The organism is Streptomyces sp. NPDC049837, assembly GCF_040674455.1.
Classification (GTDB): domain Bacteria; phylum Actinomycetota; class Actinomycetes; order Streptomycetales; family Streptomycetaceae; genus Streptomyces.
This window is the reverse complement of the sequence record NZ_JBFAMP010000003.1, coordinates 670702-691803: the sequence shown is the minus strand read 5'-3', so window position 1 is coordinate 691803 and position 21102 is coordinate 670702. Positions and strand designations below refer to the sequence as shown.

Annotated in this window: 20 protein-coding genes; 10 read left to right on the top strand and 10 right to left on the bottom strand. The window is 72.4% G+C overall.

Going from position 1 to position 21102, the window contains the following annotated elements:
- Nucleotides 1-144: 144 nt before the first annotated feature.
- The 3 genes from AB0J57_RS11060 to AB0J57_RS11050 all read right to left on the bottom strand — a co-directional run bounded on the left by AB0J57_RS11060 (nucleotide 145) and on the right by AB0J57_RS11050 (nucleotide 2432).
- Complete coding sequence (locus tag AB0J57_RS11060) at nucleotides 145-570, bottom strand: hypothetical protein (protein ID WP_366127755.1); 426 nt, start codon at nucleotides 568-570, stop codon at nucleotides 145-147.
- 11 nt (nucleotides 571-581) lie between these two features.
- The gene (gene msrA, locus AB0J57_RS11055; RefSeq protein WP_366127754.1) at nucleotides 582-1244 is read right to left on the bottom strand and encodes a peptide-methionine (S)-S-oxide reductase MsrA; all 663 of its coding nucleotides are present in this window, start codon (nucleotides 1242-1244) and stop codon (nucleotides 582-584) included.
- Nucleotides 1245-1322: 78 nt separating this feature from the next.
- On the bottom strand, nucleotides 1323-2432 hold the full coding sequence (locus tag AB0J57_RS11050) for a hypothetical protein (RefSeq protein WP_366127753.1): 1110 nt from the start codon (nucleotides 2430-2432) through the stop codon (nucleotides 1323-1325).
- A 77-nt stretch (nucleotides 2433-2509) separates the two neighbouring features.
- Between AB0J57_RS11050 and AB0J57_RS11045 the strand changes: the two genes are divergently transcribed.
- Nucleotides 2510-3664 carry a cystathionine gamma-synthase gene (locus AB0J57_RS11045; RefSeq protein WP_366127752.1) on the top strand — a complete coding sequence of 385 codons (1155 nt, stop codon included), beginning with the start codon at nucleotides 2510-2512 and terminating at the stop codon, nucleotides 3662-3664.
- 44 nt (nucleotides 3665-3708) lie between these two features.
- Here the strand turns inward: AB0J57_RS11045 and AB0J57_RS11040 are convergent, their stop codons facing one another.
- From AB0J57_RS11040 to AB0J57_RS11025, 4 genes are read right to left on the bottom strand one after another with little or no spacing between them, the layout of a single operon-like run.
- The gene (locus tag AB0J57_RS11040; protein ID WP_366127751.1) at nucleotides 3709-3900 is read right to left on the bottom strand and encodes a DUF1059 domain-containing protein; all 192 of its coding nucleotides are present in this window, start codon (nucleotides 3898-3900) and stop codon (nucleotides 3709-3711) included.
- A 53-nt stretch (nucleotides 3901-3953) separates the two neighbouring features.
- Entirely contained in the window at nucleotides 3954-4208 is a 255-nt protein-coding gene (locus AB0J57_RS11035) for a hypothetical protein (RefSeq protein ID WP_366127750.1), read from the bottom strand.
- Nucleotides 4205-4651 (bottom strand): sigma factor-like helix-turn-helix DNA-binding protein, encoded by a 447-nt coding sequence (locus AB0J57_RS11030; protein ID WP_366127749.1) that lies wholly within the window; start codon nucleotides 4649-4651, stop codon nucleotides 4205-4207. Before AB0J57_RS11030 ends, AB0J57_RS11035 begins: the two co-directional genes overlap by 4 nt.
- A 32-nt stretch (nucleotides 4652-4683) precedes the next feature.
- On the bottom strand, nucleotides 4684-5238 hold the full coding sequence (locus AB0J57_RS11025) for a MarR family transcriptional regulator (RefSeq protein ID WP_366127748.1): 555 nt from the start codon (nucleotides 5236-5238) through the stop codon (nucleotides 4684-4686).
- Nucleotides 5239-5352: 114 nt separating this feature from the next.
- Here AB0J57_RS11025 and ilvA point away from each other — a divergent pair, with 114 nt between their 5' ends.
- The 3 genes from ilvA to AB0J57_RS11010 all read left to right on the top strand — a co-directional run bounded on the left by ilvA (nucleotide 5353) and on the right by AB0J57_RS11010 (nucleotide 8813).
- Complete coding sequence (gene ilvA / locus AB0J57_RS11020; RefSeq protein WP_366127746.1) at nucleotides 5353-6582, top strand: threonine ammonia-lyase; 1230 nt, start codon at nucleotides 5353-5355, stop codon at nucleotides 6580-6582.
- Between the two features lie 438 nt (nucleotides 6583-7020).
- Complete coding sequence (locus AB0J57_RS11015; protein WP_366127745.1) at nucleotides 7021-7986, top strand: ATP-binding cassette domain-containing protein; 966 nt, start codon at nucleotides 7021-7023, stop codon at nucleotides 7984-7986.
- Nucleotides 7983-8813: an ABC transporter permease gene (locus AB0J57_RS11010; protein WP_366127744.1), complete on the top strand. Its 831-nt coding sequence runs from the start codon at nucleotides 7983-7985 to the stop codon at nucleotides 8811-8813. The genes AB0J57_RS11015 and AB0J57_RS11010 overlap by 4 nt, the downstream gene beginning before the upstream one ends.
- 51 nt (nucleotides 8814-8864) lie before the next feature.
- Here AB0J57_RS11010 and greA read toward each other — a convergent pair whose 3' ends face one another.
- Both greA and AB0J57_RS11000 read right to left on the bottom strand, forming a co-directional pair.
- A complete protein-coding gene (gene greA, locus AB0J57_RS11005) occupies nucleotides 8865-9362 on the bottom strand; it encodes a transcription elongation factor GreA (protein WP_366127743.1) in 498 nt (165 codons plus the stop codon).
- Between the two features lie 167 nt (nucleotides 9363-9529).
- Nucleotides 9530-9931 (bottom strand): DUF4307 domain-containing protein, encoded by a 402-nt coding sequence (locus AB0J57_RS11000; protein ID WP_366127742.1) that lies wholly within the window; start codon nucleotides 9929-9931, stop codon nucleotides 9530-9532.
- Between the two features lie 109 nt (nucleotides 9932-10040).
- Here AB0J57_RS11000 and mca point away from each other — a divergent pair, with 109 nt between their 5' ends.
- Nucleotides 10041-10922, top strand: a complete 882-nt coding sequence (gene mca, locus AB0J57_RS10995) for a mycothiol conjugate amidase Mca (RefSeq protein ID WP_366127741.1) — start codon at nucleotides 10041-10043, stop codon at nucleotides 10920-10922.
- A 1-nt stretch (nucleotide 10923) separates the two neighbouring features.
- Nucleotides 10924-11154, top strand: a complete 231-nt coding sequence (locus AB0J57_RS10990; RefSeq protein WP_366127740.1) for a hypothetical protein — start codon at nucleotides 10924-10926, stop codon at nucleotides 11152-11154.
- 62 nt (nucleotides 11155-11216) lie between these two features.
- On the opposite strand, the gene AB0J57_RS10985 is transcribed toward AB0J57_RS10990, so the two are convergent.
- Complete coding sequence (locus AB0J57_RS10985) at nucleotides 11217-14444, bottom strand: tetratricopeptide repeat protein (RefSeq protein ID WP_366127739.1); 3228 nt, start codon at nucleotides 14442-14444, stop codon at nucleotides 11217-11219.
- A 176-nt stretch (nucleotides 14445-14620) separates the two neighbouring features.
- Here AB0J57_RS10985 and AB0J57_RS10980 point away from each other — a divergent pair, with 176 nt between their 5' ends.
- The 4 genes from AB0J57_RS10980 (at nucleotide 14621) to AB0J57_RS10965 (ending at nucleotide 21019) form a co-directional block, all read left to right on the top strand.
- Nucleotides 14621-16654, top strand: a complete 2034-nt coding sequence (locus tag AB0J57_RS10980; RefSeq protein WP_366127738.1) for a thioredoxin domain-containing protein — start codon at nucleotides 14621-14623, stop codon at nucleotides 16652-16654.
- A gap of 272 nt (nucleotides 16655-16926) precedes the next feature.
- Nucleotides 16927-18183, top strand: coding sequence for a glycosyltransferase (locus tag AB0J57_RS10975; protein WP_366127737.1), 1257 nt, complete (start codon nucleotides 16927-16929; stop codon nucleotides 18181-18183).
- Nucleotides 18180-19841 (top strand): phospholipid carrier-dependent glycosyltransferase, encoded by a 1662-nt coding sequence (locus tag AB0J57_RS10970; protein WP_366127736.1) that lies wholly within the window; start codon nucleotides 18180-18182, stop codon nucleotides 19839-19841. Before AB0J57_RS10975 ends, AB0J57_RS10970 begins: the two co-directional genes overlap by 4 nt.
- Complete coding sequence (locus AB0J57_RS10965) at nucleotides 19838-21019, top strand: glycosyltransferase family 2 protein (protein ID WP_366127735.1); 1182 nt, start codon at nucleotides 19838-19840, stop codon at nucleotides 21017-21019. The genes AB0J57_RS10970 and AB0J57_RS10965 overlap by 4 nt, the downstream gene beginning before the upstream one ends.
- Nucleotides 21020-21102 lie beyond the last annotated feature (83 nt).

Below are 21102 nucleotides of genomic sequence, written 5' to 3'. Positions count from 1 at the left end.
GTCCGGGTTCGGGCAGGACGGGGCATGACGGGACGCCTACGCGTCCGCGCCCGGAATCAGAGAAAGAAGTAGTACGCACCCATGCGCTCGATCGTAGGGGAGCGACCCGCAACCGCTCCACCGAATAAACCGCCACGCCCGCGCCTACCAGTCGTAGACGTACCGGTGGGCGGCCCGGTCGAACGCCGCCTCCACCGGGTGGGCGGGCAGGCCGAACTCCTCCTCCGCCCACAGGACCAGCGCGGCGGCCAGCCCCTCGGGCTGGAAGCCGGCCGGCGGGAACAGCACCCGGCGCACCGTGATCGTGGTGTGCGCACCCGGGTTCCGCGCCTCGACGGAGGGGGCTGCCAGGGCCGCCCCGCGCCGCAGCCAGTCCGCCTCGTCATCGGTGATCCGCCACCCCGAGCGGTCGCCGGCCGGATGGTTCAGGACGGGGCCCGGGTCCAGCCACACCCGCCCGGCGACGTGCTCGGCGCCGGGCGGGGGCTCCGGTGACACCCGGGCCTCGGCCGTGAGGTCCACGGCGATGCCCCACGGCCCGCGGCGCAAGCGGTACGACGTCGTGCGCACCCGGCGGACGCTCAGCCGTCGGCCCTGGCGACACCGATCGGGCAGGAGACGCCCGTACCGCCGATGCCGCAGTAGCCGCCCGGGTTCTTGTCCAGGTACTGCTGGTGGTACGGCTCGGCCGGGTAGAAGGGGCGGTCGTCGGCCGGGAGGATCTCCGTGGTGATCGAGCCGTACCCGGAGCCGGTCAGCACCTGCTGGTAGGCGTCCCGGGAGGCCTCGGCGGTCTTCGCCTGGGAGGGGGAGTGGGTGTAGACGGCCGAGCGGTACTGGGTGCCCACGTCGTTGCCCTGGCGGAAGCCCTGGGTGGGGTCGTGGGACTCCCAGAAGAGCTTCAGGAGCGTTTCGTACGAGACGGCCTTCGGGTCGAAGACCACCCGGACGACCTCCGTGTGGCCCGTCATGCCAGAGCAGACCTCCTCGTAGGAGGGGTTGCGCGTATGGCCGCCCTGGTAGCCGACGAGGGTCGTCCACACGCCGTCGGTCTGCCAGAACTTCCGCTCGGCGCCCCAGAAACAGCCCAGGCCGAAGTCCGCGACCTCCAGGCCGTCCGGGTAGGGGCCGAGGAGGGGGTTGCCGAGGACGGTGTGGCGGGCGGGCACGGTGAAGCCGGGCTCCGGGCGGCCGCGGAGGGCCTGCTCGGGGGTGGGGAGCACGGGGGTGCGGCCGAACAGCATGACTCGGTCTCCTTGTCGCGGGGCGCCGGGGCGGCACCGGAACAACGTCCCGGCACCGGCCGGAATTCCGCGTCGGGGTCAGTGCGGCAGCGTCGCCGGGCTGCCGCCGTTGGCCTCGTAGCCCGCGACCGCGAGCGCGCGGTAGACCGCGTACTCAGCCGCCGGGTCCTCGCTCAGCGTCCAGGGCAGGGCGCCGATGTGGCCGTCCACGTGAACGAGCTGGTGCATGGCCTCGGACCAGCGCTCCGCCCGTACCAGGAAGTGGATCAGCAGATGGCGGACGTGCGCCAGCATCGGGTCGTCCGGGCGGGCGGAGTGCACCGCGTACAGCGCGCCCTCCATCGCCTTGGAGACCACCTCGGTGCCGTAGAAGTCCCGTACCAGCGCCACCTCCGGCAGGTGCTCGAACACCGCGAACAGCGGCAGCGCGGCGAGCAGCGAACCCCGCGGGGCGCGCGCCGCGGCGGCCGTCGCGAACCGGTCCGCGTCCTTCCGGGAGCCGTGCCACTTCTCGCACCAGTAGTGCAGGGCCGCCAGGTGCGCGCCCATGTGCTGCGGCGCCCGGTCGATGATCTTCGCCCAGACCTGGTCGAACTGCTCGGGGGTGTAGCCCAGGCCCCGGGCGACGGCCAGCTCGACGATGTACGGGATGGGGTCGCCGGGGGCCAGCAGCGCCGCCTCCTCGCAGACCGTGCGCGCCTCCTCCAGGATGATCCGGAAGTCGTCGCGGTCCGCCGACGACGACCGCCACGCCTGCTGCACCAGGAACTCGGCGTGCACCTCCGCACCGCCCGGGTCCTTCGGCTTCTCCGCGCGCCACGCCCGCAGCCACGCCCCGCCCGTGCCCGGCTGCTGGGCCAGCTCCAGCGACGCGGCGCCCGCGAACGCCTGCACCCGCTGCCAGCGCACCTCGCCGTCCTTGTCGGTGCCCGCCAGCAACTGCGACGCGGCCCGCCAGTCCTGGGTGCGCTGCACGACGTCCAGTACGTCCAGGAGGTCCTGGTCCGGCCCCGGCATCCGAACGTCGAGGTGCTCCTGGCGTACGAAGCCGTACGCGCTCGGATCGGCGGCGTCCGGGGAACCGGGCGCCGCCAGCCGGATGCCGCCACCGGCGCGGCGGCGCATCAGCCACGGCACGAGGACCATGCCGATCAGGCCCATCGCGAAGAGGAACCAGAGAATCTCCATACGGCCATTGTCGCGGACCGGCCACAGTCCCGGACGCGTCCGGTGCGCGACGACGTCCGCGACTACGCTCGGACCTCATGAGCGACGAGCACACCCACCAGAACTTCGAGACCCGCGCCATCCATGCGGGCAACACCGCCGACCCGCTGACCGGCGCGGTCGTCCCGCCCATCTACCAGGTGTCCACCTACAAGCAGGACGGTGTGGGCGGCCTGCGCGGCGGCTACGAGTACAGCCGCAGCGCCAACCCCACGCGCGCGGCCCTGGAGGAGAACCTCGCGGCGCTGGAGGGCGGCCGGCGCGGCCTGGCCTTCGCCTCCGGTCTCGCCGCCGAGGACTGCCTGCTGCGCACGCTCCTCGTCCCCGGTGACCACGTCGTCATCCCGAACGACGCCTACGGCGGCACGTTCCGCCTCTTCGCCAAGGTCGTCGCCCGGTGGGGCGTGGAGTGGTCGGTCGCCGACACCTCCGACCCGGCCGCGGTACGGGACGCGATGACCGACCGTACGAAGGTCATCTGGGTCGAGACCCCGTCGAACCCGCTGCTCGGCATCACCGACATCGCGGCCGTCGCCGACGTCGCCCGCACGGCGGGCGCGAAGCTCGTCGTCGACAACACCTTCGCGAGCCCCTACCTCCAGCAGCCGCTGGCGCTCGGCGCGGACGTCGTCGTGCACTCGCTGACCAAGTACATGGGCGGCCACTCCGATGTCGTCGGCGGCGCGCTGGTGACGGCCGACGAGACGCTCGGCGAGGAACTGGCGTACCACCAGAACGCGATGGGCGCGGTCGCCGGGCCCTTCGACTCGTGGATCGTGCTGCGCGGCATCAAGACGCTCGCCGTCCGCATGGACCGGCACAGCGAGAACGCGACCCGGATCGCCGAGATGCTGACTCGCCACCCGAAGGTCACGTCCGTCCTCTACCCGGGCTTGCCCGAGCACCCCGGCCACGAGGTCGCCGCCAAGCAGATGCGGAGCTTCGGCGGCATGATCTCCTTCCGCGTCCAGGGCGGCGAGGAGGCGGCCGTCGAGGTCTGCAACCGCGCGAAGCTCTTCACGCTGGGCGAGTCGCTGGGCGGCGTCGAGTCGCTCATCGAGCACCCGGGCCGCATGACGCACGCCAGCGTCGCCGGGTCGCTGCTGGAGGTGCCGGCGGACCTGGTGCGGCTGTCGGTCGGCATCGAGAACGCCGACGACCTGCTGGCGGACCTGCGCCAGGCGCTGGGCTGAGGCGCGTCGTACGTGGCGGGGGCACCGGCGGTGCCCCCGTCATGTCAGGCGGGAACCCTCTCGTCCTTCAGGGACCGGCGGACCATGTCACGCAGTTCGGGTCCGTCCTTGTGGCCGTGGACCGACACCGCGTGTTCCGCGGCGGCCCTGACCACTTCCTCCTCCTCACCGCTGATGGTGAGGGTGCACCCCATGACGCTGGGGGTGTCGCGGCAGTCGGCGACCTTCCTTGCCATGGCGACCTCCTACTTGAGCGAAGCACGCCGCTGCATCCAGCCTAGGCCCGTGCTCACCAGCCTTCGAACGGTGGCGTGACCTCCGCCGGCGGCACCCGCCACGGCTCGGCGACCGAGGCCCACACCGCGAACGCCACGGCCGCCGCCGTCAGCAGCACCCACAGGACACGGCGCAGCGCCCTGGCCCGGTGCAGGGCCCGCGTGCCGCGGGTGATCGCGCGGGGCAGCAGGTCCGGCGGCACCTGGACGCGGGCCGGGGCGTCCAGCATGCGCCGCACCTCGTCCTCCTTGCGGTCGTAGCCGCTCACGAGGACCGCCTGAGGATGGTCACCGCACGCGCACAGGTCGCCCTGACCCGGTCGACCGGCAGCCCGAGCAGCGCAGCCGTCTGCTCCTCGGCGACGCCCTCGTACAGGCGCAGCACGACGACGAGCCGTTCCAGGGGGGTCAGCTTGGACAGGATCCCGCCGTAAGGGCGGTGGAAGCGCCAGGCGGCGCGGGCGAACCGGGTGGCCAGCTCACGGCGGGTGAGGTCGTACGGGTCCTCGCCGCGAAGCCGGTCCCAGCGGGCGTACGTGGCCGCCAGCGCGGCCGTCAGCAGGGCACTCGCGCGGGGGGCCCGGCCGGGCGGCTCAGTCGTCAGGAGCGTGGCGGCGTGCAGCAGCCGGCCCGCCGCGCCGGCGACGAACGCCTCGAAGTCCCGGTCCCGGGCGCGGTGGGGCTGCGCCGTGGCCTGCCGCCGCTCTCGCACGTCCTCATATCAGGCCAGGCGCCCGGCCCCGGTCAAGAGGCGGGAGCGGTCTGCGTCTCCGTCTCGGTCTCCGTCTTCGTCTCCTGCTCGGCCTCCCGCTCGGCCGGCGGCAGACCGGCCTGCCGGGCGGAGAGCGCCGAGTTGAAGCGGGTGAGCAGGGTGCAGAACGACTCGCGTTCCTCCTCGGTCCAGCCGTCCGTCACCTCGGCCATCAGCTTGCGCCGGGAGGAGCGGACCTCATCGAGCCGGGCCTGCCCGCGCGGCGACAACTGGAGCACGACGGCCCGGCCGTCCTCCGGGTGCGAGGTCCGCTTGACCAGGCCGGTGTCGACCAGCGGCGCGACCTGGCGGGTGACGGTGGACGAGTCGATGCCCATCCCCGCCGCCAGCGCCTTCACGCCCATCGGGCCTTCCTGGTCGAGGCGGTTGAGGAGGAGGTAGGCGGCGCGGTCCATCGAGTTGCGGAGCTGACCGGTGCCGCCGAGACGGGTCTGCTCGGCGCGGCGGGCGAAGACGGCCACCTGGTGCTGGAGGGCATCGAGGAGACCTTGGTCAAGATCAGTCGTCATGTCCTGAGATGTGGGCATGGCTGCGGGGCTCTCTCGTGCGGTGGTGGTCGGTTGGTGGGGGACAGAGTACGCGGCCCCGTGCGCCTTGGTACCGGCGCTGCACAAACGTGATGAGCTGCGAGACTTGGCGTCATGAGCTTCGGTACGCCATACCCCTCACACCCCCTCATCCTCGACGATGTCCGGGGGGCGCAGAAGATGCTCTCCGGGGTGGCCAGAGTGACCCCCATGGAGGGCAGCCGCTACCTGTCGCGGCTGGTGGGCTCGCCGGTCCACTTCAAGTGCGAGAACCTCCAGCGGACCGGGTCGTTCAAGCTGCGGGGCGCGTACGTGCGGATCTCGGGGCTGCGCCCGGAGGAGCGGGCGGCCGGGGTCGTCGCGGCGTCGGCCGGCAACCACGCGCAGGGCGTCGCGCTCGCCTCGTCGCTGCTGGGCGTTCGTTCCACGGTCTTCATGCCGGTGGGCGCCCCGCTGCCGAAGGTGGCGGCGACGCGGGAGTACGGGGCGGACGTACGGCTGCACGGGCACGTGGTCGACGAGACGCTGGCGGCGGCGCAGGAGTACGCGCACGACACGGGCGCGGTGTTCATCCACCCCTTCGACCACCGGGACATCATCGCGGGGCAGGGCACGGTGGGCCTGGAGATCCTCGAACAGTGCCCGGAGGTGCGGACGATCGTCGTCGGGGTCGGCGGCGGCGGGCTCGCGGCGGGCATCGCGGTGGCGGTGAAGGCGCTGCGGCCGGACGTGAAGGTGATCGGCGTACAGGCGGAGGCGGCGGCCGCGTACCCGCCGTCGCTGGCGGCGGGCCACCCGCTGGTGATCGACACCTCGCCCACGATGGCGGACGGCATCCATGTGGGGCGCCCCGGTGACGTGCCGTTCGGGATCGTCGAGGAGCTGGTCGACGAGGTGCGCACGGTGTCGGAGGACGCCCTGTCGTCGGCGCTGCTGCTGTGCCTGGAGCGGGCCAAGCTGGTGGTCGAGCCGGCCGGGGCGAGCCCGGTGGCGGCGCTGCTGAGCGCGCCGGAGTCGTTCACCGGGCCGGTGGTGGCGGTGCTGTCGGGCGGCAACGTGGACCCGCTGCTGATGCAGCGCATCCTCCGGCACGGCATGGCCGCGGCGGGGCGGTATCTGAGCCTCCGGCTCAGGCTCACGGACCGGCCGGGCGCCCTCGCGATGCTGCTGGGCGTCCTGTCGGTCGCCGACGCGAACGTCCTGGACGTCGGCCACGTACGGACGGACCCGCGCCTCGGGCTCACGGAGGTGGAGGTGGAGCTCCACCTGGAGACCAAGGGCCCCGAGCACTGCGACGAGGTGGCGTCGGCGCTGCGGGACGCGGGGTACACGGTGATGCCCTGAGGGGCGGGCCCATGCCCCGCCACCCACCGTCCCGCAGTCGGCCCCCGGCCCGGGTGGGGCCGTGCAGGGTCGCCCCCGCAGAGGTTGGCGGCAAAGGCCGGGCTCCCAAGACCCGTGCCCCAAGGCCGCCGACCTCGAGGAGGTGAGCCCGGAGGGGTCCCGCCCCCACCCACCGGCAATGGCTGCACCGCCCAGCGGGGGCACGGGGCAAAGGCACCGCCCCGGTCCGTTGTGCCCACCCGTTCCGCCCCAGCGGAACGACTGCCCACAACGGGTGGGCGGCACCGGGCACCGCCCGGGGGCACAGGGGGCGGAGCCCCTTGTGAGACGCGATGTATCGCGTTAGTCTGTGGGCCCAGTCACATAATTGCCGGGCGCCCCCCGTCCGGCATCCCTACGCTTTGGGTAGCGATTCACCCCATCAACGGGAGAACCCACATGCCAGGCGCAATTCACGCCGAAGGTCTGGTGAAGACCTTCGGCGACGTACGGGCTCTGGACGGCGTGGACCTCGATGTCCCCGAAGGGACCGTCCTGGGGCTGCTCGGCCCCAACGGTGCGGGCAAGACCACCACCGTTCGCGTCCTCACCACGTTGCTCAAGCCCGACAGCGGCAAGGCGGTCGTCGCGGGCATAGACGTCCTCAAGCACCCCAACGAAGTCCGCCGGGCGATCGGTCTGTCCGGCCAGTTCGCGGCCGTCGACGAGTACCTCACCGGCCGCGAGAACCTGCACATGGTCGGCCAGCTCTACCAGATGTCCGGCAAGGCCGCGAAGATACGCGCGGCCGAGCTGCTGGAGCGGTTCAACCTCGCCGAGGCCGCCGACCGTCCCGCCAAGACCTACTCCGGCGGCATGCGCCGCCGGCTCGACCTCGCCGCCGCGCTGGTGGTGTCGCCCCCGGTGATGTTCATGGACGAGCCGACCACCGGACTCGACCCGCGCAACCGGCAGCAGTTGTGGGAGGTCATCCAGGAACTGGTCGCCGGGGGTACGACCCTGCTGCTGACCACGCAGTACCTGGAGGAGGCGGACCACCTGGCCCACGACATCTGCGTGGTCGACCATGGCAAGGTCATCGCCCGGGGCACCTCCGACCAGCTCAAGGTCCGCACCGGCGGAGAGCGGGTCGAGGTCGTCGTCCACCAGCCCGACCAGATCGACCCGGCCCGTGCCGTGCTCGCCGGCTTCGGCAAGGGCGAGGTCGCCGTCGAGACGCACACCCGCAAGCTCACCGTCCCGGTCACCGGTGGCGCCAAGCTGCTCGCCGAGGTCATCCGCGAGCTGGACACCCGGGGCGTCGAGATCGACGACATCGGCCTGCGCCGCCCCACCCTCGACGACGTGTTCATCTCGCTGACCGGGCACGCCGCGGAGCTGGCCGACGAGGAGGCCGTGAAGTGAGCGCCGTCACCGCCCCCAAGCCGCGCGGGGGTATCGCCCAGTCGTTCAACGACTCCCTTGTTGTGGCCAGGCGCAATCTGATCCGCATGTCGCGGATCCCCGAAATGATCATTTTCGGGCTCATCCAGCCGATCATGTTCGTGGTGCTGTTCAGCTACGTCTTCGGCGGCTCGATGAACATCGGCGGCACCACTGACCCCGACGTCTACCGCAACTTCCTGATGGCCGGCATCTTCGCCCAGACCGTCACGTTCGCCACGGCGGGCGCGGGCGCGGGCATCGCCGACGACATGCACAAGGGCCTGATCGACCGCTTCCGGTCACTGCCCATGGCGCGCGGCGCGGTGCTCACCGGGCGTACGCTCGCCGACCTCGTACAGACCGCGCTGACCGTCGTCGTTCTGGCGGTCGTCGCCCTGCTGGTCGGCTGGCGCATCCACGAGGGGGTGCCCAAGGCGCTCGGCGCGTTCGCGCTGCTGCTCCTGCTCGGGTACGCGTTCTCCTGGATCGGCGCGCTGATCGGCCTGTCCGTGCGTACGCCCGAGGCGGCCACGTCGGGCGGGCTGATCTGGCTGTTCCCCGTGACGTTCCTGTCCAACGCGTTCGTGGACTCGTCCCGGATGACGCCGTGGCTGCGGCACATCGCCGAGTGGAACCCGTTCAGCGCCACCGTGCAGGCCTGCCGCGAGCTGTTCGGCAACCCGGGCGTCTCGAACTCCACCGCCTGGCCCATGGAGCACCCGGTGCTGGCGTCGATCCTCTGGTCGCTGCTGATCATCGCGGTGTTCCGCACCCTGGCGGTGCGCAAGTACCGCTCGGCGGCGTAGTCGTGGTGAAGGGCCGGGTCGCGTGTGCGGCCCGGCCCTTCGGTGTCCCTGTCAGCCGGAGTACGGCTTCGCGTCGAGGATCTTCACCGACGCCTTCTTGCCGTTCGGCAGCTCGTACTCCGCGTCCTCGCCGACCTTCTTGCCGTTGACGCCCGAGCCGAGCGGCGACTGCGGGGAGTACGTCTCGATGTCGGAGCTCGCGTACTCGCGCGAGGCGAGCAGGAAGACCAGGGTGTCGTCCTCGTCGCCGTCGAAGGCGATCGTGACCACCATGCCCGGCGCCACGACGCCGCTCTCCGCGGGAGCCTCGCCGACCTTCGCGTGCTCCAGGAGCTGGGTGAGCTGGCGTACGCGCAGCTCCTGCTTGCCCTGCTCCTCCTTGGCCGCGTGGTACCCGCCGTTCTCGCGCAGGTCGCCCTCCTCGCGCGCAGCCGCGATCTTGGCGGCGATCTCGGTTCGCGCGGGACCAGACAGGTACTCCAGCTCGGCCTTGAGCTGGTTGTACGCCTCCTGGGTGAGCCAGGTGACGTTTTCGCTGGTCTGGGTCACAGGTGCTCCTCGTCGGTACTGGGAATACAAAGCATCGCCCTACCCAGAAGGATTGTGCCTTCCTGGATGGGCGAAACCACGAGCCTAACAATTTCGGCGGGGAAGGGGGAGGACGAAAGCCACGGAATCTTCGTCCGCGCAGGTCACGCCGCGAATCCGCGGCGCGGCTACTCCGAGGTGCAGCCCAGCAGCTCTGCGCTGGTCGCCCTGGTCGTCGTACGCACCGTGACGACCTGGTCGATCCGGTCGTCGGCCTGGTCGAAGCGGACGTCCTTGTGACCCACCTCGCTGCCGTCCTCGGCGAGGGCGCGCAGCGTGCAGGAGCCCTTGGCGGCCGGGTCCTTGCGCACTTCCAGGTGCACCTGCACCCGGTCGTCGGCCGAGAGGTCGAACTTGATCACCTCGGCGCTGATCTTCTGGCCGGCGACGTAGTCGTACCCGAACCAGCCCACCATCGCGAGGAGCGCGACGCCCAGGACCGAGCCGACGATCTTGAGCTTGCGGTCGGCGCGCTCGTCCGCGGAGCGGCCGTAACGGCCCTCGGGCAGCCCTTCCCGCACCGCGCTCATGATCGTTCCTCTCCTGTGGGCCCCTGTGGGCCGGACGACGGAATTTTCCGCCTGCCGATTCCGTCACTATAGAAGCCGCCCGATGGGACGAATCATTGAGGATCGAGTCTTGACTGAGCAGCTACGACTGATGGCCGTTCACGCCCACCCCGACGACGAGTCGAGCAAGGGCGCGGCAACGATGGCCAAGTATGTGTCCGAGGGGGTGGACGTGCTGGTCGTGACCTGCACCGGGGGCGAGCGCGGTTCCATCCTCAACCCGAAGCTCCAGGGTGACCCGTACATCGAGGAGAACATCCACGAGGTACGCCGCAAGGAGATGGACGAGGCCCGCGAGATCCTCGGCGTCAAGCAGGAGTGGCTCGGCTTCGTCGACTCGGGTCTGCCCGAGGGCGACCCGCTGCCGCCGCTGCCCCAGGGCTGCTTCGCCCTGGAGGACGTCGACAAGGCCGCCGGCCGCCTGGTGAAGTCCATCCGCGCATTCCGCCCGCAGGTGATCACCACCTACGACGAGAACGGCGGCTACCCGCACCCCGACCACATCATGACCCACAAGATCACGATGGTGGCGTTCGACGGTGCGGCCGACGCCGAGAAGTACCCCGAGTCGGAGTTCGGCCCCGTGTGGCAGCCGTCGAAGGTCTACTACAACCAGGGCTTCAACCGTCCCCGCACGGTCGCCCTGCACGAGGCGCTGCTGGCGCGCGGCCTGGAGTCGCCCTACGGCGAGTGGCTGGAGCGCTGGAAGGAGTTCGAGCGCGTCGAGCGGACGCTGACCACGCACGTCCCGTGCGCCGACTTCTTCGAGATCCGCGACAAGGCGCTGATCGCGCACGCCACGCAGATCGACCCGGACGGCGGCTGGTTCCGCGTGCCGATGGAGATCCAGAAGGAGGTCTGGCCGACCGAGGACTACGAGCTGGCCAAGTCCGTGGTGGACACTTCCCTCCCCGAGGACGATCTCTTCGCGGGCATCCGCGACAATGCATGACATGAGCGCACACCAGGCACTGACCCAGCTCGTCCCGCTCGCCGCCAAGGAGCTCGACGAGAACAAGGTGACCCCAGGCGTCCTCGGTTTCATCGTCTTCGCGGTCATGGCCGCGGGCGTGTGGCTGCTGATGAAGTCGATGAACCGCCACATGGGCAGGGTGAACTTCGAGGAGGCCCCGGAACCGGCGGCGGCGACGGGCTCCGAGCGGGAGTCCGGCAAGAGCGCCTAAGGACCGTCGTCATGGCTCCATGACCGCCGCACGGTGGTCATGGAGCCCTTCCGCGTCCCGGCTCAGGGCTGTGATGCCGCCGTGGGGACGCCCATCACCTCCCTCGCGTGCCGGCCCGGGGTCAGACCCAGGGGCCACGCCTGCCAGGGGGACTCCAGCCGGATGCCGCGCTCCAGGACCAGGGACCAGGCCGCCACGGCGTCCTCCAGCCGGGGATCGCGGGCCGGGTGCTTGGCGTCCGTGAGCTGGGCGAGCTCCTGCTGGGCGACGACCGTGCCGACCTCCACGCCGCCCGGCGAGGCGTACGGGAGCAGGGTGCAGCGCAGGAAACGGGCCCAGTCCGCGCCGCGCAGATCGCCGTACGAGGCGAACAGGGCCGCCGCCTCGTCGCACAGGGCCAGGGCCTGCGGGGCGCGGTCGTTGCCCGCGTCGATGACCGCCAGCTCCAGGCACGTCCACGCCTCGCCGTGCGCCACGCCGATGCGGCGGAAGTCCGCGCGGGCGTCCACCAGCAACTGGCGGGCGAAGCCCGAGTTGCGGAGGTTGCCGGTCTGGGCGGCGCGCTGGTCGCGGGTGGCGCGGCCCGAGTGGTGGCGGGCGCACGCCAGGCCGTACACGTCCCGCATCCGGGAGAACATCGTGCGGGCCCGCTCCAGCTCCCGTACCGCCTGATCGGTCTCGCCCCCGTCCTCCAGGGCCTGGCCCAGGTAGTACAGCGTCCACGCCTCGCCCCGCGCGTCCTCGTTGTCCCGGTGCCGGCCCAAGGCCGTCCGCAACTGCTCGGCCGCCGGGTCCGGGTCGCCGTCCACCAGCCGGGCCCGGCCGAGCTGGGTCAGCGCCCACGCCTCGCCGCGCCCGTCGTGCGTGCGCCCGTACAGCTCCAGCGCCGTACGCAGCGCCTCCTCGGCGCGGGGCACCTCCCCCATGCGCAGGCACACCTGGCCGAGCTGGAAGTGCGCCCACGCCTCGCCGTGCAGCGACTCGTTGTCCCGGTGCAGCTCCAGGGCCGTGTCCAGCAGCGTCAGCGCCTCCGCCAGGTTCGCCCGGTCCCGCTCCACCGCCGCCAGGGCGTGCAGCGTCCACGCCCGGTCCGCGGCGAGCTCCGGCGACGCCTGGAGCTCCAGCGCCTCCCGGAGCTTCGCCGCCGCCTCCGGCAGATTGCCCTGGTGCTGGAGCGTGATGCCCAGCGAGCACAGCGCGAGCGCCGCCCCCGCGTCCTGGTGGGCCTCCTGGTACAGCGAGACCACCGACGTCAGCGTCGTACGCGCCGTGTCCAGCTCGCCGAGCTGACGTGCCGCGATGCCGGTGCGCCACCGCACCGACCGCGCCAGCAGACCCTGGTCCACGGCCTCCGTCAGCTCCTGGAGCTCGCCCAGCCGGTACAGGTCGCCGCGCAGCAGGCAGTAGTCGCACAACGCGCCCAGCAGGTCCAGCACCGTCTGCCGGTTCACGCCCTCCGCGTTGCGCAGCGCCGCCGTGATGAACGACGACTCGTCGTCCAGCCAGCGCAGCGCCGCCTCCAGCGAGGCGAACCCGTGGCCGCCGAAGCGGTCCGCCCGTGTGGACATCTTGCCGTCCACCATGCGGATCACCGCGTCGGCCAGCTCCGCGTAGTTCCTGATCAGCCGCTCCTGGGCGGCCGCGATGTCGCCCGCCTCCTCCTCGGCGGCCAGCCGGGCCGCCGCGAACGCCCGCACCGCGTCGTGCAGCCGGAACCGCTCGCCGCGCACCTGGTCCAGCAGCCCCGCCCCGGCCAGCTCCCGAAGCCGCGCCTGCGCCTCCTCCTCGCCGGCCCCCAGCAGCGCGCCGGCCGCCGCCGCCCCCAGCGACGCCCGCCCGGCCAGCGCGAGGCGCCGCAGCAGCCGCCGCTGGTCCCCGTCCAGGTCCGTGGCGTACCGGGCCGCCACCGCCCGCTCCACCGGACCGCCCGCCCCCTGCTCCAGCAGCCGGGCCACCTCCGCCGCCGACCGGGCGGCGCCGACCGCCGAGCCCGCCACCCGCAGCGCCAGCGGCAGCCCCCCGCACAGCTCCCGCACCCGCTCCGTGGCCTCCGCGTCGTAGGGCGCCCGCTCCCGGTCCCCGGCCGCCTGCCGCAGCAGCTCCTCCGCGCCCGCCGCGTCCAGCCCCGCCACCGGCAGGTGGTGCACCCACGCCGGCACGTCGTCGCCCAGCTCCAGCGGCTCGCGCGCGGTGACCAGCACCAGGCTCTCCGACCGCTCCGGTATCAGCGTCCGCACCTGCTCGGCGTCCCGCGCGTCGTCCAGCACCACGACGACCGGCAGGCCCGTCAGGTGCTGGTGGTACAGCTCGGCCAGTCGCCGCACCTGCTGGCCCGCCGACGACGACCGGTCGCGCAGCAGCAACTGCTCGCGCGGCGCGCCCAGCCGGTTCAGCAGGTGCAGCAGGGCGTCACGCGTCGACACCGGCTGCCCGTCCGGCCCGGTGCCCCGCAGGTCCACCAGGCAGGCCCCGCGGAACAGGTCCCGCAGCCGGTGCGTGGCCCGCACCGCCAGGGTGGTGCGCCCCGCGCCCGGCTCGCCGTGCAGCACCACGACCGTCGGCCGCGTCTCGGTCGCCGCCCGGCCCGCCCGCACCCATCCCTCGATGCGCTCCAGCTCCCCGCGCCGCCCCGCGAACGGCTCCCCGGCCTCGGGAAGGTGGGTGAACGACTGCTCCAGGACCGTGCGCCGGCGGGCGATGGCGCTGCGGTCCACGCCCCGCAGCGGCGGCGCCTTGTCGGCGGGCTTCTGCGCCGCGGCCGCCGCCAGGATCCGCTGCTGGTCCAGGAACGGGCGTATCCCGCGCACCTCCAGAGCGGTCAGCCACTGGAGCCGGAGCTGCTCCGGCCCGCCGGGCTGGCCCAGCGCCCCGGCCCGGCGGTGCGCGGCCGGCCAGTGCGCCGCGGTCACCTTCAGCACGGTCGCCGCCGCGCCCGCCACCGCCACCACCGCCCCGGCGGCCAGCGCCGTGCCCGCCGCCGTGCCCAGCGCCAGGTCCGCGCCGGCCGCCGCCACCGCCGCGACCGCCGTGACCAGGGCGGGCGTGCCGACGGCCCGCCTGCTGAACCGCTCCGACAGCGGAAGCCGGTCCGCCTCCGCCTCCCGGAGCGCCGCCGCGTACGCCGCGTACTCCTCGGCCGCGCTCGCCGCCAGGGTCTCCAGCGCGTCCCGGCCCCGCGCCAGCAGCACCCCGGCGTCGGCCCGGCCGCCGGAGCGCCGGACCTCCTCCTCCACGGCCCTGGCCAACAGCCGCTCGGCCTCCGCGCGATGGCTCTCCAGCAACTGCGACATCCGCGTCCCCCTCCGCCGGCGATCACATCCGCGACCAGTGTCCGCCGTACGGCTGATCGGCGCGAGGGGCTGTGGAAAACCCCGCACACCGTGGACACCGGAGTCACCCAGGACATCCCCTGACACTCCCGGGACGCCCGAGGCGCGTGGTGTGCGCATCCGGCAGGATGGGTGTTATGCCGAACCGACTGGCCCATGAGACGTCCCCGTACCTCCTCCAGCACGCCGACAACCCGGTCGACTGGTGGCCCTGGACGGGCGAGGCATTCGAGGAGGCCCGGCGGCGCGGTGTGCCGGTGCTGCTCAGCGTCGGCTACAGCTCCTGCCACTGGTGCCACGTCATGGCGCACGAGTCGTTCGAGGACGAGACGACCGCCGCGTACATGAACGAGCACTTCGTGCCCGTCAAGGTCGACCGCGAGGAGCGGCCCGACGTGGACGCCGTCTACATGGAGGCCGTGCAGGCCGCCACCGGGCACGGCGGCTGGCCCATGACCGTGTTCCTGACGCCCGACGCCGAGCCGTTCTACTTCGGCACCTACTTCCCGCCCGCGCCCCGCCACGGCATGCCGTCGTTCCACCAGGTCCTCCAGGGAGTCGCCACCGCCTGGGCCGACCGGCGCGAGGAGGTCGACGAGGTCGCCGGGAACATCGTGCGGGAGCTGTCCGGGCGCTCCCTGGCCTACGGCGGCGCCGGTGCGCCGGGGGAGCAGGAGCTCGCCCAGGCGCTGCTCGGGCTCACCCGCGACTACGACGACCGGTACGGCGGCTTCGGCGGGGCGCCGAAGTTCCCGCCGTCCATGGTGGTCGAATTCCTGCTGCGCCACTACGCCCGCACGGGTGCCGAGGGCGCGCTCCAGATGGCCGCCGACACGTGCGAGGCGATGGCCAGGGGCGGCATCTACGACCAGCTCGGCGGCGGCTTCGCCCGGTACTCGGTGGACCGCGAGTGGGTCGTGCCGCACTTCGAGAAGATGCTGTACGACAACGCCCTGCTGTGCCGGGTGTACGCCCACCTGTGGCGGGTCACCGGCAGCGACCTGGCCCGCCGGGTGGCCCTGGAGACGGCCGACTTCATGGTGCGTGAACTGCGCACCGCCGAGGGCGGGTTCGCATCCGCGCTGGACGCCGACTCCGACGACGGGACGGGCAGGCACGTCGAGGGCGCCTTCTACGTGTGGACGCCCGGGCAGCTCCGCGAGGTGCTCGGCGAGGAGGACGCCGACTACGCCGCCCAGTACTTCGGCGTCACCGAGGAGGGCACCTTCGAGCACGGCTCCTCCGTGCTTCAACTGCCGCAGGGCGCCGGGGTCGTCGACGCCGAGCGCCTCGACCGGATCCGCCGGCGGCTGCTCGCCGCCCGCGACGAACGCCCCCGCCCCGGCCGCGACGACAAGATCGTCGCCGCCTGGAACGGGCTGGCGATCGCCGCGCTAGCCGAGACCGGCGCCTACTTCGACCGCCCCGACCTGGTCGAGCGGGCCACGGAGGCGGCCGACCTGCTCGTACGGCTCCACATGGACAGCTCCGCGCGGCTCGCCCGTACCTCCAAGGACGGGCGCGCCGGCGCCAACGCGGGGGTGCTGGAGGACTACGCCGACGTCGCCGAGGGGTTCCTGGCGCTGGCCGCCGTGACCGGGGAGGGCGTGTGGCTGGAGTTCTCCGGCTTCCTCCTGGACATCGTGCTCGACCGGTTCACCGGCGAGGGCGGCGCGCTCTTCGACACCGCGCACGACGCCGAGCGACTGATCCGCCGCCCCCAGGACCCCACCGACAACGCCGCCCCCTCCGGCTGGACCGCCGCCGCCGGAGCCCTCCTGTCGTACGCCGCCCACACCGGCTCCGAGGCCCACCGCGCCGCCGCCGAGGCCGCCCTGGGCGTGGTCAAGGCCCTCGGTCCGCGCGCACCCCGCTTCATCGGCTGGGGCCTGGCCGTCGCCGAGGCGCTGCTCGACGGGCCGCGCGAGGTGGCCGTCGTCGGCCACCCGGACGACGACGAGGCCCGCGCGCTGCACCGCACGGCGCTGCTCGGCACCGCTCCCGGCGCGGTCGTCGCCTTCGGCGCTCCGGACGGGACCGGCGAGGAGTTCCCGCTGCTCAGGGACCGTCCGCTGGTCGAGGGGCGGCCCGCCGCGTACGTCTGCCGCCACTTCACCTGCGACGCGCCTACCACGGAATCGGACGAGCTGGCGCGGAAATTGGCCAACTGACGCCGGAAACACAGTTTTTATCGGGACAGCTCCTGACTGTCACTGTCTGCCTCTATTCTCATCCGACATAAGGAGTGGAGACTCCGCGCACGTTCTGGGGAGGCCGTGTGCGGGTCATGACCGAGGGCGTCGACGGCCAGGGGGGTCCTGCCGCGATTCGCCCCTGACATGTCTCTTGGGGATCGGCCCCGCCGCGGCGGCGCGCCGCCGGTGTGAGCACCGGCGTGCGCACCTGCGTCCGTCGCGGCGTGGCCGGAGGGGGGTATTTTTCCGTGCTCGTATCCGTGTCCGTTGCCGCCATTTCGCTGGCGCTGTTCTGGATGGCCGCTTTCACGCTGTGGTGGCAGATGCACGCCTGGCGGACGCCCGAGACGCTCGCCGCCACCCGGTTCGAGAGCCCCGACGGGCAACAGGGGCTGTCTTTCTCGCTGTTACTGCCCGCCCGCCACGAACAGCTCGTCCTGGAGCACACGATCGACCGGCTGCTGGAGTCCAGCCACCGGGACTTCGAGATCGTCGTGATAGTCGGCCACGACGACCCGGAGACCACCGAGGTCGCCGAGCGGGCCGCGGCCCGCGACCCCGGCCGTGTACGGGTCATCGTCGACACCCACGAGGCCAAGAACAAACCCAAGGCCCTCAACACCGCCCTGCCGTACTGCCGGGGAGACGTCGTCGGCGTCTTCGACGCCGAGGACCAGGTCCACCCCGAACTGCTCGCGCACGTGGACCACGCCTTCACCGCCACCCGTGCCGACGTCGTGCAGGGCGGCGTCCAGCTCATCAACTTCCATTCGAGCTGGTACTCCCTGCGCAACTGCCTGGAGTACTTCTTCTGGTTCCGCTCCCGCCTCCACCTGCACGCCGCCAAGGGCTTCATCCCGCTCGGCGGCAACACCGTCTTCGTCCGCACCGACGTGCTGCGCGAGGCCGGCGGCTGGGACCAGAACTGCCTGGCCGAGGACTGCGACCTGGGCGTACGGCTGTCCAGCGTCGGCAAGAAGGTCGTCGTCGCGTACGACGCCGACATGGTCACCCGTGAGGAGACCCCCGGGACGCTGATGAGCCTGCTCAAGCAGCGCACCCGCTGGAACCAGGGCTTCCTCCAGGTCTACCGCAAGAAGGACTGGAGGCAACTGCCCACACTCGGGCAGCGGATGCTCGCCCGCTACACCCTCATGACCCCGTTCATGCAGGCCTTCACCGGTGTCGTCATCCCGCTCAACGCCGCGATCGCCCTCTTCCTCGACGTGCCCGTCGGGGTCGCCTTCATCACCTTCCTGCCGATGATCACCGCACTGGTGACGTTCGTCTTCGAGATCGTCGGACTGCACGACTTCGGCAAGCAGTACGGGCTGCGGGTACGGCTCGTGCACTACCTGAAGCTCATCGTCGGCGGGCCCTTCTACCAGGTGCTCCTGGCCGGGGCGGCGGTCCGGGCGGTCTGGCGCGAGCAGCGCGGGCGCAACGAGTGGGAGCTCACCAGCCACGTCGGCGCCCACCTCGTACGGGAGGAAGCCACCCGATGACCGCCACCCTTCCCGCCGCGCCCGCGACGCCCGGGCCGGCCACGGCCCCGGCGCCGCACGGCAAGAGAATCCTCGTCACCCGGCCCGTCGTCCGCTTCCGCCGCTCCCGCCCCGACCTGGTCGTGTGCGGGCTGCTGCTGGTCGCGATCCTGCTGGTACAGGGCTGGAACATCCAGCAGTACCCCACCCTCAGCGACGACGAGGGCACCTACCTCGCCCAGGCCTGGGCCGTGCAGAACGGCCGCGGCCTCGCCCACTACACGTACTGGTACGACCATCCGCCACTCGGCTGGATGCAGCTCGCCGCCCTCACCTGGATACCCTCGCTGATCGCGCCCGAGACGATGACCGTCGCCTCGATGCGCGTGGCGATGCTGCTGGTCAGCGCCGCCTCCGCGGTGATGCTGTACGTGCTGGCGCGCCGCCTGTGGCTGCCCCGCTGGGCCGCCGGGCTGGCCATGGCGCTGTTCGGGCTGTCCCCGCTCTCCGTCGTCCTCCAGCGCGAGATCTTCCTCGACAACCTCGCCGTGATGTGGATGCTGCTGGCGTTCTGCCTCGCCGCCTCGCCCAACCGGCACCTGTGGCACCACTTCGGCGCGGGCATCACGGCCGCCACAGCCGTCCTCACCAAGGAGACGATGCTCGTCGTCCTGCCGGCGCTGCTGGTGACCATGTGGCGCTACAGCCACCGCGACACCCGCAAGTTCGCCGTCACCGGCGCCATCACCGCCTGCGCCCTGATCGGCTTCTCCTACCCGCTGTTCGCGCTCCTCAAGGGCGAGCTGCTGCCCGGCGAGGGACACGTCTCGCTGTGGGACGGCATCACGTACCAGATGAGCCGCCCCGGCTCCGGTTTCATCCTCAGCGAGGGCACCGGCTCCAACGGCGTACTGGACTCCTGGCTCTACTACGACCGGGTCCTGCCGCTCGGCGGCCTCACCGGCGCCGCCCTGCTGCTGCTCACCATCAGATGGTCGGTCACCGCGCGGGCGCTGGCCGGCCCGGCGCTCGCCGTCGCCATCCTGGCGGTCGTCGCGATGCGCCCCTCCGGCTACCTGCCCGCCATGTACGTCATCCAGGCCCTGCCCTTCCTGGCCCTGGTGCTGGCGGGCGGCGCGGCGAGCGTCGCCCACGCCGTGCTGCGCAAGGGCCGTCGCACCCCTGCCCTGCTCCCGGTGCGCCGGGCGGCCGCCGTGCTGCTCGCCGCCACCGCCGCCGTGTACGTCGTCCCGCGCTGGTACGACGGCGACCGCACCGCCATGACCGCCGACGCCAACGCCCCCTACCGTGCCGCCGCCCACTGGCTCGCCCGCGAGGTCCCCGACCCGGCCCACGCGCGCGTGCTCGTCGACGACGCGCTCTGGCTCGACCTCGTCCACGCCGGGTACCAACCCGGGCTCGGCGCCATCTGGTTCTACAAGGCCGACCTCGACCCGGCGGTGACGAGGACGATCCCGCGCGGCTGGCGGGACCTGGACTACGTCGTCGCCTCCCCGACCGTACGGCGCGACGCGCGTGACCTGCCCAACGTCAAGGCGGCGCTGGAGCACTCGACGCCCGTCGCCAGCTTCGGCGAGGGCGAGGAACGGATCGAGATCCGGAAGATCACCGGTGACGGAGTCACCGGAGACCGGATCACCGGAGCGGAGGCCTCTTGACCATCCAGCCCACCGGCGCCGAGCACGTCGCCCCGGTCACCGGGGACGTACCCGAGCCGGGAGCCGTCACCGTCGTCATCCCCACCTTCAACGAGTCCGCGAACGTACGGGAGTTGCTGCGCCGCGTCGCCGCGTCCGTGCCCGACCGCCTCCCGTGCGAGATCGTCTTCGTCGACGACTCCACCGACGACACCCCCGCCGTGATCGCCGACGCGGCCCGGGACTGCGCCTTCCCCGTCTCCGTCATCCACCGCGACACCCCCGACGGCGGCCTCGGCGGCGCCGTCGTCGAGGGCATCAAGGCCGCCACCGCCGACTGGGTCGTCGTCATGGACGCCGACCTCCAGCACCCGCCCGCCCTCGTCCCCGACCTCGTCGCCACCGGCGAGAAGGAGAACGCCGACCTCGTCGTCGCCAGCCGCTACCTGCCCGGCGGCAGCCGCGCCGGACTGGCGGGCGGCTACCGCGTCGCCGTCTCGCGCGGGGCGACCTGGCTCGCCAAGGGGCTGTTCCCGCGCGCCCTCGGCGGCATCAGCGACCCGATGAGCGGCTTCTTCGCCATCCGGCGCAGCGCGGTGACCGCGGACGCCCTCAAGCCCCTCGGCTACAAGATCCTGCTGGAGCTGGCCGTCCGGTGCCGCCCGGCCCGGGTCGCCGAGGTCCCGTTCGTCTTCGAGGAACGGTTCGCCGGCGAGTCCAAGTCCACCGCCAGGGAAGGGCTGCGGTTCCTCCGCCACCTCGTCGAGCTGCGCACCGCCTCCCCGCTCGCCCGCATGGTCGCGTTCGGGCTGATCGGCCTCACCGGCTTCGTACCGAACCTGGCCGCCCTGTACGTCCTCACCGGCGCGGGGGTGCACTACCTGCCCGCCGAGATCCTCGCCAACCAGCTCGGTGTCGCCTGGAACTTCCTCCTCATCGAGGTGCTGCTGTTCCGCGACCGCCGCCACCACCGGCACTGGGCCGACCGCGTGGGGCGCTTCGCGCTGCTCGCCAACGCCGACCTCGTCCTCCGCATACCGCTGATCGCCCTGTTCGTCGGGCAGCTCCACCTCGCGGTGCTGCCCGCCACCGCCCTCGCGCTGCTGACCACGTTCGTCCTGCGCTTCGCCGGGACCGAGGCGCTGGTCTACCTGCCCCGCAGAGCGCGTGCGGCCCGCACGGGAAGGAACGTCCGGTGACAAAGGAACGTCCGGTGAAACCGGTCCCTCCACGACGGCTCCCTCGACGACGGCGAAGAGTGGCGCTGCTCGCCATCGGAGCC

Coding starts and splice junctions, on each gene's coding strand:
- AB0J57_RS10985 (WP_366127739.1), bottom strand. CDS start 14,444: ATGTCGCAGTTGCTGGAGAGCCATCGCGCGGAGGCCGAGCGGCTGTTG.
- AB0J57_RS11000 (WP_366127742.1), bottom strand. CDS start 9,931: ATGAGCGCGGTGCGGGAAGGGCTGCCCGAGGGCCGTTACGGCCGCTCC.
- ilvA (WP_366127746.1), top strand. CDS start 5,353: ATGAGCTTCGGTACGCCATACCCCTCACACCCCCTCATCCTCGACGAT.
- AB0J57_RS11045 (WP_366127752.1), top strand. CDS start 2,510: ATGAGCGACGAGCACACCCACCAGAACTTCGAGACCCGCGCCATCCAT.
- AB0J57_RS11025 (WP_366127748.1), bottom strand. CDS start 5,238: ATGCCCACATCTCAGGACATGACGACTGATCTTGACCAAGGTCTCCTC.
- AB0J57_RS11040 (WP_366127751.1), bottom strand. CDS start 3,900: ATGGCAAGGAAGGTCGCCGACTGCCGCGACACCCCCAGCGTCATGGGG.
- AB0J57_RS10990 (WP_366127740.1), top strand. CDS start 10,924: ATGAGCGCACACCAGGCACTGACCCAGCTCGTCCCGCTCGCCGCCAAG.
- msrA (WP_366127754.1), bottom strand. CDS start 1,244: ATGCTGTTCGGCCGCACCCCCGTGCTCCCCACCCCCGAGCAGGCCCTC.
- AB0J57_RS11050 (WP_366127753.1), bottom strand. CDS start 2,432: ATGGAGATTCTCTGGTTCCTCTTCGCGATGGGCCTGATCGGCATGGTC.
- AB0J57_RS10980 (WP_366127738.1), top strand. CDS start 14,621: ATGCCGAACCGACTGGCCCATGAGACGTCCCCGTACCTCCTCCAGCAC.
- AB0J57_RS10970 (WP_366127736.1), top strand. CDS start 18,180: ATGACCGCCACCCTTCCCGCCGCGCCCGCGACGCCCGGGCCGGCCACG.
- AB0J57_RS11015 (WP_366127745.1), top strand. CDS start 7,021: ATGCCAGGCGCAATTCACGCCGAAGGTCTGGTGAAGACCTTCGGCGAC.